This is a genomic window from Paraliobacillus salinarum (assembly GCF_014083865.1).
In the GTDB taxonomy this organism is placed as follows: Bacteria; Bacillota; Bacilli; order Bacillales; family Amphibacillaceae; genus Paraliobacillus; species Paraliobacillus salinarum.
The window spans coordinates 39,049-53,984 of the sequence record NZ_JACEFA010000008.1; the positions used below are offsets into that span (position 1 = coordinate 39,049).

Below are 14,936 nucleotides of genomic sequence, written 5' to 3' on the forward strand. Positions count from 1 at the left end.
TATTTCATTCATATTATAATATGAATACATGAACATATGAATTGGAGTGAGATTTCATGGGACACAATCATGGACATTCACATGATCACCATCATTCGCATCAAGCTAATAAAAAAGCTTTACTATTAAGTTTTATATTAATTGCTAGCTTTATGGTGGTTGAAGTGATCGGTGGATTATTAACGAATAGTTTAGCTTTATTATCTGATGCTGGACATATGCTAAGTGATGCTGCCGCATTAGGCTTAAGTTTATTGGCTTTTACTTTTGGAGAAAGAGCCGCATCAGCAGCTAAAACATATGGCTATAAACGATTTGAAATATTAGCAGCTTTTCTAAATGGATTAACATTGCTAGTCATTTCTCTTTATATTTTCTGGGAGGCTTATAATCGTTTTACAAATCCTCCTTCTGTTGATGGAATGATGATGGTCATTGCAATTATTGGATTAATTGTAAATATACTTGTTGCATGGATTTTGATGCGCGGGGATACAGAGGATAACTTAAATTTACGTAGTGCTTTATTACACGTTCTAGGCGACTTGTTAGGTTCTGTCGGGGCAATTATTGCTGGGGTTCTAATTCTTCTATTTGATTGGAATATCGCTGATCCAATTGCTAGTGTTATAGTTGCTATTTTAATATTAGTCAGCGGTTGGCGAATCACACGCGATTCTATTCATGTTTTAATGGAAGGAAAACCAGAGAATATTGATGTGGAAGAAGTTAAACATCAGTTACTATCACTAGAAGGTGTTCAGCAAGTGCATGACCTACATGTGTGGTCTATTACATCAGATTTCCCTGCTTTAAGCTGTCACTTAATTGTAAAGCAAGAGGTAAATCGAGATAGTCTATTACAAGAGGCATCAAACGTTTTGCATACTCAATTTAGTTTAAATCATACTACGATTCAGATTGAAGGGGAAGGAACAGCTATTATTGATCATGAGAATTGTTGTAATTAAGAAGGAGACGATAGTGGATGAATAAAAAAAATTATGAACCTATTGATGAAGAAACATTATTTCTCGTATCTCAAACATTCAAAGCACTTTCTGATCCTACAAGAATTCGAATCCTTCATTTATTATTTGAAAAAGAGTGCTCTGTGACAGAAATATCTAATTGTCTGGAATTGAAACAATCGAACGTATCACACCAATTAAGATTTTTGAAACAGTTAAGACTAGTAAAATATAGACGTGATGGAAAAACATTATACTATTCACATGATGATGAGCACGTTATCAATGTACTTGAACAAATGATTCATCATACAAGACACCATTAATGAATTTGTAACCAGTATGAATCCGCATGACTAAAAATTTTAATTTAGAGTCATGCGGATTTTTCTTTTTTTATTACTCGAGTACCATTAAACATAAAAATCATTGATTTATTCTCTATTATAGTTTCTACATATACATTCTTTCCCCATAACTGATAAATATAAGGTAACGTTCTTTCTAATTGATAGATATCCAATTCCATTCCCTCATAATGATGCACCAAGTACAGTTCACCGTTATTTAAGTAATCACCGCTATGTACAGTTAAATAAGGAACCCCACCATTTATTAGATTCTTAATTAATTGATTCTTTACATCTGCCCCATCTGTATGAATGATTTTATATTCTTTTTCTTGTTTTCGGTATACATATAAATTCTCACGTGCAATCAATTCTTCTGACAAATAATTCCTAAAAAACGAAACATCATTCTCTATCTCTCTTACTTCAAATATTTTTTCTTGACCTGAAAAAGGTGAGATACCTGCTTTCCTCATATACTCTGTTGGGTAATCAAACCGTTTTTCTATATCTTCAAACAATTTTACACCTATATGATATGGATTTATTTTTGTTTTTGATGTTTTCAAAATGGCTGCATGTAGTTTGGCGAATTCAATTACTTCCTCTGTTTCTAATTCTAGTTCACGCATAATTCGCTGATGCCAAAAGGTCGCCCAACCTTCATTAATGATTTTTGTTTCTAGCTGTGGCCAAAAATATAACATTTCTTCTCTAAGCATAGTAATTATATCTCTTTGCCATTCTTGTAGATTTTCACTGTATATTCCAATGAATAAAAGCAAATCTTCTTTAAGATCGTCGTGATCTCTTTGATTCGTGTCTATCTGATCTTGTATAGATAATACAGCATCTAAAAACGCTTCTACTTGTTGTTTACCAAACTGTTTTTCATATGAATCTATTCGATCTGCAGCAAAAGACATATAATCATTCATATCCTTTCTCGTTCGTGAGAAATAAAGATTATTTTTAAAAAAATCTGAATGCGCCAAGACATGTGCAACAATCAATTTATTTTGAATCAAGCTATTAGAATGTAAGAGAAATGCGTAACATGGATCAGAATTAATGACAAGTTCATATATTTTGCTCAAGCCAAGGTCATTTTGAAGCTTCATCAACTCAAATTGCTTGCCGAAACTCCAATGAGAGAATCTTGTTGGCATACCATAAGCTCCAAAAGTATAAAGAATATCAGGTGGGCATATTTCATAGCGCATAGAAAAAAAATCAAGCCCAAACCCTTTTGCAATCTCGGTGATCTCTTCAATTGATCTTTTCAATTGATTTAGATCGCTTCGCTTCATTCGAATCACCTCATATATAGAATCATTCCAGTATATGAGAAGTACATTCGAATCATGAAAAAGGTTAGACTTGATTCATTTTATTTTTTATCGACTTTTAACTAAGAGATTTACTGCTTCATTTACATATTCAGCAGTATCTTCACCTTCATCCTCTGCCCGTTTAACACAAGTAACTAAATTGGAACTAACGACAACTCCCATGGTTCGGTCCATTGCTGTACGGACCGCAGACATTTGAGTAATCACATCTTTGCAATCAGTACCATCTTCCATCATCTTTAGAATACCGCGAAGTTGGCCTTCCATACGTTTTACTCTATTTTTCATTTGTTGGGTGTATTCCATCAAACTCACCTCCAGTTCATTATCACTTATGCAACATCCTTTAATTTCCCATGACAGCCACAACCTGTTATTGTATATCCCATCACTTCAAAGCCTTTTTGTTTTAACATACGGATCGCTAAGTTTCGTTCTATTTTATCTGACGCTATTAAATAAATTTGCTTTGAGGGAATTTGCGTATAGTGTCTTTTTAAATACGCAACCGGTAAAGAAACTGCGTCGGTTATTGCGTTTTTTGATGATGTATTATAATCTCTAATATCTAATTTAACTTTTTTTGTTTCATTACTTAATTGATTCATATCTATGCATGGTATTCCTTTAATTGGATAATAACGCACATAAATCATATAAGTCATCGCAGCTAATAAAAAGAGTGAAAAAAAGAACATAGGTTACCTCCAAACTATCTGTTTACAAGTATATTTTATACCCGTATCGGTATATAGTCAACTAAAATGTACAAGTGACTTATCCTATGTCGCTTCTATCTATGGATAAATATAATTGGAGCATCTTTTATTTGTTTTCATTTAAAGACTGCCAGTAATAAACGAGCGTTTCCATCCCTTTTTGAAAATTTTCTAAAGGAAAGCTTTCATTCGGTGAATGCAAACGATCATTAGGTGTACCAAAACCTAACAATACAATTGGCATGTTGTAAATTGTATCAATCCACTCTACCACTGGAATAGAACCGCCCATTCGTACGAATACAGTTTCTTTACCAAATGCTTTTGTATAGCTTTCTGCAGCTTTCTTTATTAGCACATGATCAGGATCTACCTTATAAGCTTTTGCAGATAGTGGTTCTTTCTTTATATCTAACTTCACACCCGCAGGGGTATGTTCTTCTATATGTTTAATGACCAAATCTTGTATATGTTCAGGCTCTTGACCTGGAACGAGTCGACAAGTAATTTTAGCTGTTGCGGTTGAAGGAATAATCGTTTTTGTTCCTTCACCTTGATAACCACTATACACGCCATTAATTTCTAATGTTGGACGTGCCATCGTATGCTCTTTTGCTGTGAATCCCTTTTCTGAAACCGTCTTTGTAACACCAGTAGTTGCTTTAAAGTCTTCACCGGGCACATCAGCGATTAATTCACGTTCTACTTCGCTTAACGGATCTACTTGATCATAAAAACCATCAACTTGAACAACTTCATCTTTATCCTTTAAAGAAGATAATACATGTGCCATAGCCATTGCTGGATTTCGAACAGCTCCTCCATAAATACCTGAATGAAGATCACTTGAAGGTCCATGTATTGTAAATTCTAAACCAGTAAACCCTTTAAGGCCATAAAGAATGGTCGGTTGATTCTCTGCTACCATTCCAGAGTCAGATATGACAGCGAAATCAGCCTGAAATTGTTCTTTCTTCTCTTCAAGTACGGCATATAAATTTTCGCTTCCGATCTCCTCTTCTCCTTCAATACAAACCTTCACATTAATCGGTAGTTTACCGTCCATTTCCATAAATGCTTCAAAAACGGCTAAGTGCATAAATACTTGTCCCTTATCATCACTTGCACCTCTAGCATATAATCTCCCATCTCGTTGTTCCGGTTTAAATGGTTCACTAGTCCACAATTCCAATGGATCTGCTGGTTGGACATCATAATGACCATATAATAAAACAGTAGGTGCGTTCTCTCCTGCTCCAAGCCATTCAGCGTACACAAGTGGATGCCCACCTGTAGATTGAACCTCTACTTTTTCAAATCCAATACGATCTAGATACTCCCTCACAAAATTTGCTGCTTTTTTTACATCCTCATTACTATTTGGATCAGTACTCACACTAGGAATCGATAAAAAATCATTTAACACTTCAAGATATTCCTCTTGATGCTCATTTAAATAGTTAATCACTTTGTTTGACATTATTTATTCCCTATCCTCTCTATTTCTTTAATTTATACGTATATGTATTTTTAAATAAAAAAGAGCAGAAAGCTACTGCCCTTATAAATACTTATTCAGCAAATACAATATGCCATTGATCTTTGTGCTCTAGCATATTAGTTGCAATTTGTTTTGCTCCATCAAGACTATGGTTGGCAGCCCATCCACATTGAACTTCATTACAGGCTGGAACCTCTGTTGCATCTAATACATCATGAAGCGTTTTATCTAACGCATCAATAATCGCATCATAGCTATCATTGTTTAAAATTTGCAAATAAAATCCTGTCTGGCAACCCATTGGTCCAATATCTAAAATATTATCTATATGATTACGTATATTCTCAGCCATTAAATGCTCTATAGAATGTAGACCAGGCATATCCATATGTGCTTTATTTGGCTGACAAAAACGAACATCATACTTATAAACCTTATCGCCATGCTGTCCAGTAGTTACACCTACCAGGCGAACATATGGCGCTTGTACTTTTGTGTGGTCTAAATTAAAGCTTTCAACATTCATTTTTTTTGCCATTATCTATTCTCCCTTATTAAAAATTTATTATCTGTACGACAATTTTAAAGAGTATTCATTCACATAATATTAAGATAACATATTTTTATAATTGCTAAAAGCAAGAAGAAAAGCGACTGTCGATAGACAGTCGCACAATAATTATTGTTGAGCTCTCGGGAAAACACGTTGAATCATTTCACCCATTTGATCAAAGAAGCCTTCAATTGGTTCACCATTTTTTACTTGATTAGCATAATCTGTTGTTAAATCCACAAAATCAGGATTTGTGGAAACATAAACATAATCTACATCATACTCTTCAAGCTTAACGATTTTGGCAATTTGCTGTTTCACTTCTTTGGTAGCTTTTGTATTCTTGTCATTATCTTTGTCTAATTTCGCTGCAACATATGCATTATTTCCCATTTTCAACACATAAGCTTGGTCTATTTGCTTTATTTCTTTTGTCATTCGCTTCGCGGCAGCTTCTGACATTTGATACGAGTTGTTTGTATTTCTAGCTGCTTTGTTATTTACATTATTAGTGGTTAAATCTCTACCTCTTTGATAGGTGCCACCATAATTGTTATTCCCGTAGTTATCAGGTTGACCATAGTTTTGTCGCATTGGAGCTTCTAATGTTCCTTCATTTCTTACTGGTTCTATATTATTTGTATCACGCTGACCAATTGCATTATCATCTCCAGTGCCACATGCTGTTAACGCAAGCAACATGGTAGTATAAGCAGCAGCTCTTTTCCATCTCATGATTAACTCCTCCTTTTTCTAGAGTCAACATTAGTATAAATAGAATAATGCCATCTTATACAACCCATATAATGAAAGAACACGAAAGCCTGCTGTTCGGCATAAGATTTAACATATGGAAAACATACCAATAAAATAAATGCTTGATACACAATAAAAACAGCCATAATAAATTTGAATCCTTAGAAAGAAGGGATTTAAAATGGATATTCCGGATTACGATAAAGCGCTATACTTCACACTATGGGGCCAATGGGATGATTTATTAATATTGATGGTTCGAACAAAGGATGATTTATTGTCAAAAAAAATTGAGGCATTTCTTCATGCTTTTCATTATAGTGGAAATGAACAAGAGATCATGACAAATCATGATTCATTGCTCCATTATATTGACCATGCCATGGGACATACACCTGTTCACATAATTAAAACTTTTTAACAGAGCAACCACCCGTATAAATGTATTTAAGTAACTTCTTAGCTAACATTCCCATACGGGTGGGCCTTGTTATATAATCGCTAACTTTGTGACAATCCCTTGGTAAGTGAATTGAAATTCAATTGATCTTTTATGCATTCTTGAAGATATACGAATTCACCATCTAAAATAATAAAAATTACCAAAATGTATTTTCGATTACGTTCTAACGTTTTTTTACTAACATCTACCTTTTCAGCCAATCGTTTCATTGGAATTCTTTTTTTCTTAAGGATAAAACTTCTCATTTCCTCATCGTGATACAGCAAAGATGCTATATTAATTGCATTCTTTCTCGCGTCTTTATGTTTAGGTGAAATTTTTACTAGTTCATTCATCGATAAGTTATAACTTTTAAGCTTTTTATTTAGTAATAAAATTTCTTGTCGACGATTCCAATTATCTTGCTGAACCTGATATGCTCTATTCGCAGCATCGATTTCTAAAGGATTTTCCGTATTTTCTTGTTCTTGTGCTTTATCCAATGACACCACAACTGTTTTCTTGCTTTCTTTTCTAATGTAATCAATCGTTTTTCTCTTTATAACTAAACGTGCAAAAGATAGGAAGGAACTACCTTTTTCTTCCGAGTAACAATTTATAGCTTCATAAAATGCAAACAATCCGATACTAAATTCATCATCTTTTTTTGGATCGATGTATCTTTTACAAACTTCCGAAACACACTTTGCTATATAAGGTTTATATGCATGCAATAGTTCATTTTGTAATGATCGATTACCTGATTGAATTTGATATACTTTACTTTCAAGAGAATCCACTTCGATAGCTAATTGGTTTCCCATTTAACCCACCACCAATTCCAGCCATTTTTTAATTTATTTTTAAAAGAAATTTGTCTTTTATACACATACATTGTCATATGTTTGTGTATTATCCATCTTACAAGACATGTTAGCGGGATTCTATCACAACAGCTTAACAAATTCTTAAAAAAACATATCATTTTTTAGGTCTTTAGACATATTTTTTGACATGTTTGAAAAAAATCACATAAAAAAAACACATATAAACGTACATGTGTTTGATTGATTTTATTTATTAATTAATTGGTAATAATAGTCTATTGGTATTGCTAAGCCAACTTTCCCATAATCCTCGTGGTCTAGTGTTGCAAATATGATCCCTATCACTTCTTCGTTTTGGATAACCGGACTTCCACTATTCCCTCTGTAGACTGGGGCTTGTAACATAAACACTTCTTGATCCCAATCATCTAACTTAACGGAACCAATAATTTCTCCTTCATTCGCAATTCCGTTGAATCTTAAAGGGTTTCCAATAAAATAAATAGATTCTTGCTCATGCCATTTACCGTTATCTGACAATGCTAAATGGGGTAAGTTTGCTTCATCAACCTTTAAAACAGCTAAATCAACGGAGGGATCTTGGGCAATTACTTCGGCTTCAAATAGTCCCTGTTCTGGAAATGCAACAGTGATTGTTTGACTACCTTCAATAACATGATGATTCGTAATAATCGTTCCATCTGATGTTACAGAGAAGCCTGTCCCCTTACTATCTTCGGTTTCAATAACAACAACTGCTTCCTTATAGGTACGAATCGTTGGATCAGAAGATAATTCGGCTGAAGTTATTAGAAAATCAATCGCAGGTATAGAAAAAGTCTTTGGCAGAATAGCAATAACATTTAATGATAATGCAATTGCAATCAACCAGAAAATCCACCTTGGAAATCGATGACGCCTCTTTCTTCCATTCGCTTTATCGTTTTCAGAACTTGATTGCTCTTCCTCTAAAAGCTCTGCAATCTCTTCATCATTCAACGCTTCATATAGGTCATCATCAATGATGTCATTATCGCTATAGTTATCTGCCACGACCACACCCCTAACATACTTGTTGCACGATCTATTCTAACATAAACAGTATATATAATTATATCGAATGTACACTAATCGATTTTTTCATTTCCCAGGAAATATTATCACTATCCACTATCTTTCCATTTTTTATTTAAAAATATAAAAAAAGTATTATTTTCCATTTTTATCCTCCTGTTTATTTTTTGCAAATGATTACAATGATTTGTTCTACACATATGTTATTTTTCTTCTCGATTAAACAAATGAATCTATATTTTCCGAATAAACACGTATAAATAAATTTTATTTTCTTTTGAATTAATTTATATGGCACTAGTTCACCTACTCTATTTATATTTCACCTTCAACCACCATCACCTTTTATCTTTCCGCCTTGTTGAATAAAGTTAAATCTAAACATATAAAACAACTCCTTTCTGTTCAAAATATTTATTATAATCCAGTGATTAAACTGGAGAATAAACTGCTATAAATCTTGTTCAAACATTTTTAAATAAAACAAAAAAACGCATACATCCGGGGACGTATACGTTCATTATCATTAAAAATATACAAGTCACGGAACCACATGCGTAACTATCACTGATACAAAAATAAATTAGTAATTGAAAAATTTGATCGCAGAAGTCACGCTACATATTAAGTTAGTTACTACTTTATTTCCCGAGTTTCTCATTGTCGTGACCTCCTTTTTTTATAGTCTTTTACATTATATCTCTATATTTTCCATGCGTCAATTAACTTTCTAAAAATTCAAAAAGAATACGTTTGTTAAGAAAAAATACTTGATAAAATGATACATTTTCGTCTAACATAATATTATGAAAGGGGATGGGGTTGTATGTTATTAGAGGAGATATTACAGTTTAACCATAAGTTCGTAGAGAATGAAGAGTATAAACCTTATGAAACAGATGTTATTCCAAATAAGCGTGCTGTTATCTTTACTTGCATGGACACACGTTTGGTTGAACTTTTACCGAAGGCATTGAATTTAAAAAATGGTGAGGTTAAAGTTGTAAAAAATGCTGGGGCGATATTAACCAATCAACATGATAGTGTGATGAAAGCAATTCTTATTGCTTTGCATGCACTTCAAGCTGAAGAAGTTTATGTTATTGCACATCATAACTGTGGTATGAATCACTTAGACACAGAAAATCTGATTGAGCGAATGAAAATACAAGGAATTACAGATGAACAATTAAATCAGTTTGATTCAAACGCAGAAGACTGGTTAAAAGGGTTTGAATCTGTTGAAGACTCAGTAAAACATTCGGTCTCAGTCATTGAGAATCACCCATTAGTTCCTGATGACATTCCTGTTCATGGATTAGTTATCGATCCACATACCGGTAAATTAGATTTAGTCATCAATGGATATAGCTAAAAAGATGGAGCATCATACTGCTCCATCTTTTTTATTTAGGTACTTTTTTTTCATATAAGAAAAATGATGTCATATGAATCATCACATTATATAAAGATATAACTCCAATTAACTCTCCACCTAAACCTAAGGAATCTGTTAACAAAAACCAAAGGGCTAAGCTTAACAAGATAATAAATCGAATGTTTCCTACCATACCATTTAACGGAGTCCAAAAACTCCAAATTGTTTTCGTTTCTTGCTCTACTTTTTGATAGCAAACGTAATGGTAAGGTCGAATTCGAAACAAATTACTTACAGTTACTAATTGATCTCTTTTTTCGATTGGTTTTTTGCAATATGGACAGATAACCATCTTCATCTCTTAACTCCTTAATTATGCTTTGCAGTAGTTTTAATAATTTTAATTACTTCTTCTTTTGCCTCAACACTTTTATAATTGTTCATATTTTCTTTTAATGTGGCAGATGCAGCGCGTAAGTCATCTAACGACTTGACCAATGATTCACCAGTTAAATTCTCTTCTTCTAGAACATGTGCATACCCTTGTTTTTTAAATGAATTCGCATTTAAAATCTGATCTCCACGACTTGCCTTTTTAGACAATGGAATTAATAGCATCGGTTTTTTTAATGCTAAAAACTCAAAAATTGCATTTGCTCCTGCACGAGATAAGACATAATCAGTCGCGTGTAACAGATCAGAGAGCCCATCACTGACATATTCAAATTGCGCATATCCTTTTTGATTGATTGATGGCTCCAAATTATTTTTTCCACAAATATGAATGATTTCAAATTGTTCAAGCAACTGGTCTAACTGATCTCTGACCGCTTGATTAATTCTTTGTGCACCTGCACTTCCACCCATAATTAGCAGGACAGGCTTCTCTCCTGGCAAATTCGCATCTGCTAAACCTTTTTGTTTGTCTCCATGAAACAATTCACTACGAACTACTGCACCAATCCATTTTCCTTTGTTATCTGAAATTGATTCTAACGTCTCTGGAAAAGTAGCTAATACTTTTTTGGCAAAAGGCATTGCAAGCTTATTTGCCAAACCAGGTGTCATATCTGATTCATGTATTACTGCTGGTATTCCTCGCATGCGAGCAGCAATTAAAACCGGTACAGAAACAAAGCCACCTTTTGAAAAGACGACTTGGGGCTTTAGTTTTCCTAAAAGGCGAAACGATTGAGCGATACCTTTCATCACCTTAAATGGATCCTTGAAATTCTCTTTAGCCATATACCGTCTCAATTTACCAGTGGAGACTGAATGATAAGTAACTTCGGAAATAGGCTCAATTAGTTCTCGTTCTATTCCGTTTTTCGATCCAATATAGTCAATTTTCCATCCTTCATTTATAAAGGTGGGGATAATAGCCAAATTAACCATCACATGACCAGCTGTTCCCCCACCTGTTAAAACAATACGTTTTTTACTCATGGTATTTAATCCTCTCTTATGCACAACGCTTATTTCTCATAAAGAAAATTTTAGCATAGTTAAGCTTGCTTTTGAACTAAATCCTATTCAGATTAGCTTGATTTTATGTTTGTTGTGCAATTTTAATTAAATCTTGTTTAGAAACCTGTTTTTCATGCATTGATGGACGGAAAGTCATTACATACGACACGTTATCTTTTATCCAAAATAATGATTTAGCAAATTGATTATCCATGTATTTTCCTTTTGTTTGCTTATCAATCTGAACTTCTTCATTATTTTCTGGAAACTGAAACTTACCTTCCGTTGCTTGAAAGGTGAGTACGTCATTATCTTTAGAATAGAAACTAACATCCATCGCCTCATTATCCGTTCCCTCCAAGTTGAATTGATCCGTAACAATTAATTCTACTTTAATTGGTAAAAAGGATGGAATTGTAGGGTGAAATGTTAATTGATTAAGTAAAGCTTTCACTTCTGACTGATCATAACGATAAAATCCCTCTGGAAGATTCCCTTGTTGCGCACAACCCACTAATGTGAACAAGATTAAGCTAGCTATTATTATTTGATATCGTTTCATCAAGGTTCCTCCTAATAAACTTATGCCGCATTTCTCATGGTGTATACTTCATAGACGATTTTATTAGAAGATTCGTTTCAAAAAAAGACTTTTCTGTCGGCTTAATAACAGAAAAGTCTTTTATATGAGTTATACGTTTAAAAAATCAATCGTAGCTGCGGCAAGTACTTTAGCACCATTTCGAAGAGCTTCTTCATCAATATCAAATTTAGGATGGTGATATGGATATGTAAATCCTTTTAATTCATTTGCCGAACCTGTAAAGAAATAAGTGCCAGGTATTTCTTTCGTGAAATATGAAAAATCTTCAGCACCCATATTAGGTTGCATCTGTTTGATATTCTCTTCAGGAATGACATCTTTTGCTGCATTAATTAATAATTGATTCATATTTTTATCATTTTTTGTTGCTGGATATCCAAATTGATAATTGATTTTACAACTTGCACCAAAAGCTTTACAAGTATGTTCAGTTATCTGTTTCACCCATTTTGCAACATCATAACGAACTTCTTCATCAAATGTTCGAACTGTTCCCTCTAATCGACCTTCGCCTGATATAACATTTGCGACTTGCCCAGCTTGAAATGCACCAATTGTTAAAACAGCTGATTTCAATGGATCTACCTTTCTACTAATCACTTGATGTAAATTACTGATTAATTGTGCACCAATTGCAACAACATCTGTTGTATCTTGCGGGAATGCTCCATGTCCACCCATTCCATTGATTATAATCTCAAAATCATCTGCTGCTCCTAAAATGTATTCATCACTATGCCAAATATGTCCTACTGGAAGATAATTTTCCATATGCGTAGCAAAAATAGCATCCACACCTTTTAACGCACCAGCTTCTATCATGGACTTAGCTCCACCCGGATCCTCCTCTTCTGCATGTTGATGAATAAATACAATATTTCCTGATATTTTATCTTTATTTTTAAAAAATGCTTTCGCTAATCCAAGTGCAATTGCTGTGTGCGCATCATGTCCACAAGCATGCATCACACCGGGATTTTTTGATTTATATGTCACATCATTTTCTTCAGTTATTGGCAATGCATCAAAATCAGCACGAATAGCAACGGTTTTTCCTGGTTTTTCCCCGCGTAATGTTGCGACTACACCATTACCACCGACACCAGTTTGAACTTCCAATCCTAATTCACGTTGATAAGCTGCTATTTTTTTCGCTGTATTTATTTCTTTAAATGATAATTCTGGGTACATATGAAACTCTCGACGCAACTGAACCATCTCATCATATAAGTCATCAATTTCATGAAATATTTCTTTTTTCATTCTCTCACTCCTTTGCCTTCCTTTAACAAATTTTCGAAAAAATAGCCTCCAGCACTAAATAGTGAAGAAAGCTACATATGATTTAGTTAAGCAATTCTATTTTTTGTTTTTTTCTCAATTTTACCTAATATTACATCTGCTATAACGGCAAGGGCCGCTGCCGGAATTGCACCAGCATATATTTTAATTTCCGATTGTAAACTTATTCCCGAGATAATCTCTTTACCGAAACCACCCGCACCAATATACGGTCCTATACATGCAACAGCTACAGCAATGACTGATGCAACACGTAAACCAGCCATTAAAAAGGGAATAGATAGCGGAAACTGTACTTTCATCAGTAATTGGATTGGTGTCATTCCAATACCTTTGCCTGCTTCCAACACACCAGGATCTACTTCTTTTAACCCTACATATGTGTTTCTGACAATTGGAAGTAATGAGTAAAAAAACAATCCAACAACCATCGTTTGAAAGCCTAATCCTAAATAAATCAGTAAAATGGCCAACATTGCTAAGCTTGGGATTAATTGCAGAATATTGGTTAATGACAAGATAATTGGAGCAACTCTTTCAAATTTTGCAGCAATAATCCCTAGAGGAATACCTACAACAAGCGATAAACCAATAGCATACAAAACCATTAGTACATGTTCGATACCCAATGCTAATAAGTTAGATGAATTATCGATCATATATTGACCTAATTCCATAATAAAATTCATGTTGTATCATTCCTTTTATTTTTATTTAATCTAATAATCCCTTTTCTGTAAGAAATTCTACTGCAACCTCTCTCGCGTCTCTTCCATTAATATCCACTTCATGAATTAACTTTGTCATTTCCTCTGTGTTAACAAGTCCAACAATTGTATCTAAAATTTCACTTACCTCTGGATAATTTTCTACAACTTCATTTCTTGCTACAAGTGAAGCGTCATAAGGAGGAAAGAAACTCTTGTCATCCTCTAGCACTTTCAAATCATTCTCGATTATTTGCGGATCGACAGTATAAGCTGTAATAACATCTAACTCTCCGCCTGCAATTCCTTCATACATTAGGGATACTTCCATTCCTCTAACATCGCCAAAAGAAAAATCATACTTTTCTTGAAATGCCGCATATCCATCATTCTTGCGTTCAACCCAAGCTGAATCCGTTCCAATTGCTAAATCTGATGCATATGGTGCTAAGTCTGAAATCGTTTCTATATTATTTTTCTCAGCAAAATCAGCCTTAATTGCAATTGCATATTCATTTCTAAAACCAATAGAATCATACCAATTCATATCATATTGGTCGCCAAAAAGTTTTTGAGCCTGTTTTATTGTCTTATCTGCGTCTGTTGAATATTCAACTTCATCATCATCAAAGTGATTGTTGTATACCTCACCAGAATATAATGTTGCAAAATCAAACTCGCCACGGTCAATAGCAGCAATAATTTGCGGGCTTGCTTGAATATCTTCTGTTAAATTAACTTCATGATCCGTCTGATCTTCAACCAATGCTTTTACCATTTGTCCCATAATCTTTGGATCTGTATATGTTTGCGCTCCATATTCTAAGACATCTCCACCATCAGCTGATTTTTCATCTCCACATGCTGCAATAAAAGTTAGTAACAGTGATAACATACTTATTAATAAAATTTTCTTCATTGTATTATGTCTCC

At 33.8% G+C, this 14,936-nt stretch carries 18 protein-coding genes; 4 read left to right on the forward strand and 14 right to left on the reverse strand.

Annotated features, from left to right (window positions below; all coding sequences use genetic code 11):
* Nucleotides 1-56 precede the first annotated feature (56 nt).
* Nucleotides 57-971, forward strand: a complete 915-nt coding sequence (locus tag HP569_RS09240; protein WP_182200889.1) for a cation diffusion facilitator family transporter — start codon at nucleotides 57-59, stop codon at nucleotides 969-971.
* Between the two features lie 17 nt (nucleotides 972-988).
* Nucleotides 989-1,297, forward strand: coding sequence for an ArsR/SmtB family transcription factor (locus HP569_RS09245; RefSeq protein ID WP_182200890.1), 309 nt, complete (start codon nucleotides 989-991; stop codon nucleotides 1,295-1,297).
* Nucleotides 1,298-1,347: 50 nt separating this feature from the next.
* On the opposite strand, the gene HP569_RS09250 is transcribed toward HP569_RS09245, so the two are convergent.
* From HP569_RS09250 to HP569_RS09275, 6 genes are all read right to left on the reverse strand, one after another.
* Entirely contained in the window at nucleotides 1,348-2,631 is a 1,284-nt protein-coding gene (locus HP569_RS09250) for a SpoVR family protein (RefSeq protein ID WP_182200891.1), read from the reverse strand.
* Nucleotides 2,632-2,718: 87 nt separating this feature from the next.
* The gene (locus HP569_RS09255; RefSeq protein WP_182200892.1) at nucleotides 2,719-2,979 is read right to left on the reverse strand and encodes a metal-sensitive transcriptional regulator; all 261 of its coding nucleotides are present in this window, start codon (nucleotides 2,977-2,979) and stop codon (nucleotides 2,719-2,721) included.
* 26 nt (nucleotides 2,980-3,005) lie between these two features.
* Entirely contained in the window at nucleotides 3,006-3,371 is a 366-nt protein-coding gene (locus HP569_RS09260; RefSeq protein WP_182200893.1) for a rhodanese-like domain-containing protein, read from the reverse strand.
* A 127-nt stretch (nucleotides 3,372-3,498) separates the two neighbouring features.
* Entirely contained in the window at nucleotides 3,499-4,872 is a 1,374-nt protein-coding gene (locus HP569_RS09265; RefSeq protein ID WP_182200894.1) for a dipeptidase, read from the reverse strand.
* A gap of 91 nt (nucleotides 4,873-4,963) precedes the next feature.
* On the reverse strand, nucleotides 4,964-5,431 hold the full coding sequence (locus HP569_RS09270) for an S-ribosylhomocysteine lyase (RefSeq protein ID WP_182200895.1): 468 nt from the start codon (nucleotides 5,429-5,431) through the stop codon (nucleotides 4,964-4,966).
* 141 nt (nucleotides 5,432-5,572) lie between these two features.
* On the reverse strand, nucleotides 5,573-6,181 hold the full coding sequence (locus HP569_RS09275) for a YhcN/YlaJ family sporulation lipoprotein (protein WP_182200896.1): 609 nt from the start codon (nucleotides 6,179-6,181) through the stop codon (nucleotides 5,573-5,575).
* Between the two features lie 202 nt (nucleotides 6,182-6,383).
* Here HP569_RS09275 and HP569_RS09280 point away from each other — a divergent pair, with 202 nt between their 5' ends.
* Nucleotides 6,384-6,623 carry a YhdB family protein gene (locus HP569_RS09280; RefSeq protein WP_182200897.1) on the forward strand — a complete coding sequence of 80 codons (240 nt, stop codon included), beginning with the start codon at nucleotides 6,384-6,386 and terminating at the stop codon, nucleotides 6,621-6,623.
* An 80-nt stretch (nucleotides 6,624-6,703) separates the two neighbouring features.
* Here the strand turns inward: HP569_RS09280 and sigI are convergent, their stop codons facing one another.
* Nucleotides 6,704-7,468 carry an RNA polymerase sigma-I factor gene (gene sigI / locus HP569_RS09285; RefSeq protein ID WP_182200898.1) on the reverse strand — a complete coding sequence of 255 codons (765 nt, stop codon included), beginning with the start codon at nucleotides 7,466-7,468 and terminating at the stop codon, nucleotides 6,704-6,706.
* Nucleotides 7,469-7,717: 249 nt separating this feature from the next.
* Nucleotides 7,718-8,524: a S1C family serine protease gene (locus tag HP569_RS09290; RefSeq protein ID WP_246367062.1), complete on the reverse strand. Its 807-nt coding sequence runs from the start codon at nucleotides 8,522-8,524 to the stop codon at nucleotides 7,718-7,720.
* An 847-nt stretch (nucleotides 8,525-9,371) separates the two neighbouring features.
* Between HP569_RS09290 and HP569_RS09295 the strand changes: the two genes are divergently transcribed.
* On the forward strand, nucleotides 9,372-9,920 hold the full coding sequence (locus HP569_RS09295; RefSeq protein ID WP_182200899.1) for a beta-class carbonic anhydrase: 549 nt from the start codon (nucleotides 9,372-9,374) through the stop codon (nucleotides 9,918-9,920).
* A 31-nt stretch (nucleotides 9,921-9,951) separates the two neighbouring features.
* Here HP569_RS09295 and HP569_RS09300 read toward each other — a convergent pair whose 3' ends face one another.
* From HP569_RS09300 to HP569_RS09325, 6 genes are all read right to left on the reverse strand, one after another.
* Nucleotides 9,952-10,281, reverse strand: a complete 330-nt coding sequence (locus HP569_RS09300) for a hypothetical protein (RefSeq protein ID WP_182200900.1) — start codon at nucleotides 10,279-10,281, stop codon at nucleotides 9,952-9,954.
* Nucleotides 10,282-10,292: 11 nt separating this feature from the next.
* Nucleotides 10,293-11,369, reverse strand: a complete 1,077-nt coding sequence (locus HP569_RS09305) for an undecaprenyldiphospho-muramoylpentapeptide beta-N-acetylglucosaminyltransferase (RefSeq protein WP_182200901.1) — start codon at nucleotides 11,367-11,369, stop codon at nucleotides 10,293-10,295.
* 103 nt (nucleotides 11,370-11,472) lie between these two features.
* Complete coding sequence (locus tag HP569_RS09310) at nucleotides 11,473-11,952, reverse strand: hypothetical protein (RefSeq protein WP_182200902.1); 480 nt, start codon at nucleotides 11,950-11,952, stop codon at nucleotides 11,473-11,475.
* 129 nt (nucleotides 11,953-12,081) lie between these two features.
* A complete protein-coding gene (locus HP569_RS09315; protein WP_182200903.1) occupies nucleotides 12,082-13,257 on the reverse strand; it encodes an amidohydrolase in 1,176 nt (391 codons plus the stop codon).
* Between the two features lie 86 nt (nucleotides 13,258-13,343).
* Entirely contained in the window at nucleotides 13,344-13,985 is a 642-nt protein-coding gene (locus HP569_RS09320; protein WP_182200904.1) for an ABC transporter permease, read from the reverse strand.
* Nucleotides 13,986-14,010: 25 nt separating this feature from the next.
* Complete coding sequence (locus tag HP569_RS09325) at nucleotides 14,011-14,922, reverse strand: glycine betaine ABC transporter substrate-binding protein (RefSeq protein WP_182200905.1); 912 nt, start codon at nucleotides 14,920-14,922, stop codon at nucleotides 14,011-14,013.
* Nucleotides 14,923-14,936: the final 14 nt, after the last annotated feature.

What these genes read in the sequence shown, in the direction of transcription:
- HP569_RS09240 (WP_182200889.1), top strand. Translation starts at nt 57, where the DNA reads ATGGGACACAATCATGGACATTCACATGATCACCATCATTCGCATCAA.
- HP569_RS09245 (WP_182200890.1), top strand. Translation starts at nt 989, where the DNA reads ATGAATAAAAAAAATTATGAACCTATTGATGAAGAAACATTATTTCTC.
- HP569_RS09250 (WP_182200891.1), bottom strand. Translation starts at nt 2,631, where the DNA reads ATGAAGCGAAGCGATCTAAATCAATTGAAAAGATCAATTGAAGAGATC.
- HP569_RS09255 (WP_182200892.1), bottom strand. Translation starts at nt 2,979, where the DNA reads ATGGAATACACCCAACAAATGAAAAATAGAGTAAAACGTATGGAAGGC.
- HP569_RS09260 (WP_182200893.1), bottom strand. Translation starts at nt 3,371, where the DNA reads ATGTTCTTTTTTTCACTCTTTTTATTAGCTGCGATGACTTATATGATT.
- HP569_RS09265 (WP_182200894.1), bottom strand. Translation starts at nt 4,872, where the DNA reads ATGTCAAACAAAGTGATTAACTATTTAAATGAGCATCAAGAGGAATAT.
- HP569_RS09270 (WP_182200895.1), bottom strand. Translation starts at nt 5,431, where the DNA reads ATGGCAAAAAAAATGAATGTTGAAAGCTTTAATTTAGACCACACAAAA.
- HP569_RS09275 (WP_182200896.1), bottom strand. Translation starts at nt 6,181, where the DNA reads ATGAGATGGAAAAGAGCTGCTGCTTATACTACCATGTTGCTTGCGTTA.
- HP569_RS09280 (WP_182200897.1), top strand. Translation starts at nt 6,384, where the DNA reads ATGGATATTCCGGATTACGATAAAGCGCTATACTTCACACTATGGGGC.
- sigI (WP_182200898.1), bottom strand. Translation starts at nt 7,468, where the DNA reads ATGGGAAACCAATTAGCTATCGAAGTGGATTCTCTTGAAAGTAAAGTA.
- HP569_RS09295 (WP_182200899.1), top strand. Translation starts at nt 9,372, where the DNA reads ATGTTATTAGAGGAGATATTACAGTTTAACCATAAGTTCGTAGAGAAT.
- HP569_RS09300 (WP_182200900.1), bottom strand. Translation starts at nt 10,281, where the DNA reads ATGAAGATGGTTATCTGTCCATATTGCAAAAAACCAATCGAAAAAAGA.
- HP569_RS09305 (WP_182200901.1), bottom strand. Translation starts at nt 11,369, where the DNA reads ATGAGTAAAAAACGTATTGTTTTAACAGGTGGGGGAACAGCTGGTCAT.
- HP569_RS09310 (WP_182200902.1), bottom strand. Translation starts at nt 11,952, where the DNA reads ATGAAACGATATCAAATAATAATAGCTAGCTTAATCTTGTTCACATTA.
- HP569_RS09315 (WP_182200903.1), bottom strand. Translation starts at nt 13,257, where the DNA reads ATGAAAAAAGAAATATTTCATGAAATTGATGACTTATATGATGAGATG.
- HP569_RS09320 (WP_182200904.1), bottom strand. Translation starts at nt 13,985, where the DNA reads ATGAATTTTATTATGGAATTAGGTCAATATATGATCGATAATTCATCT.
- HP569_RS09325 (WP_182200905.1), bottom strand. Translation starts at nt 14,922, where the DNA reads ATGAAGAAAATTTTATTAATAAGTATGTTATCACTGTTACTAACTTTT.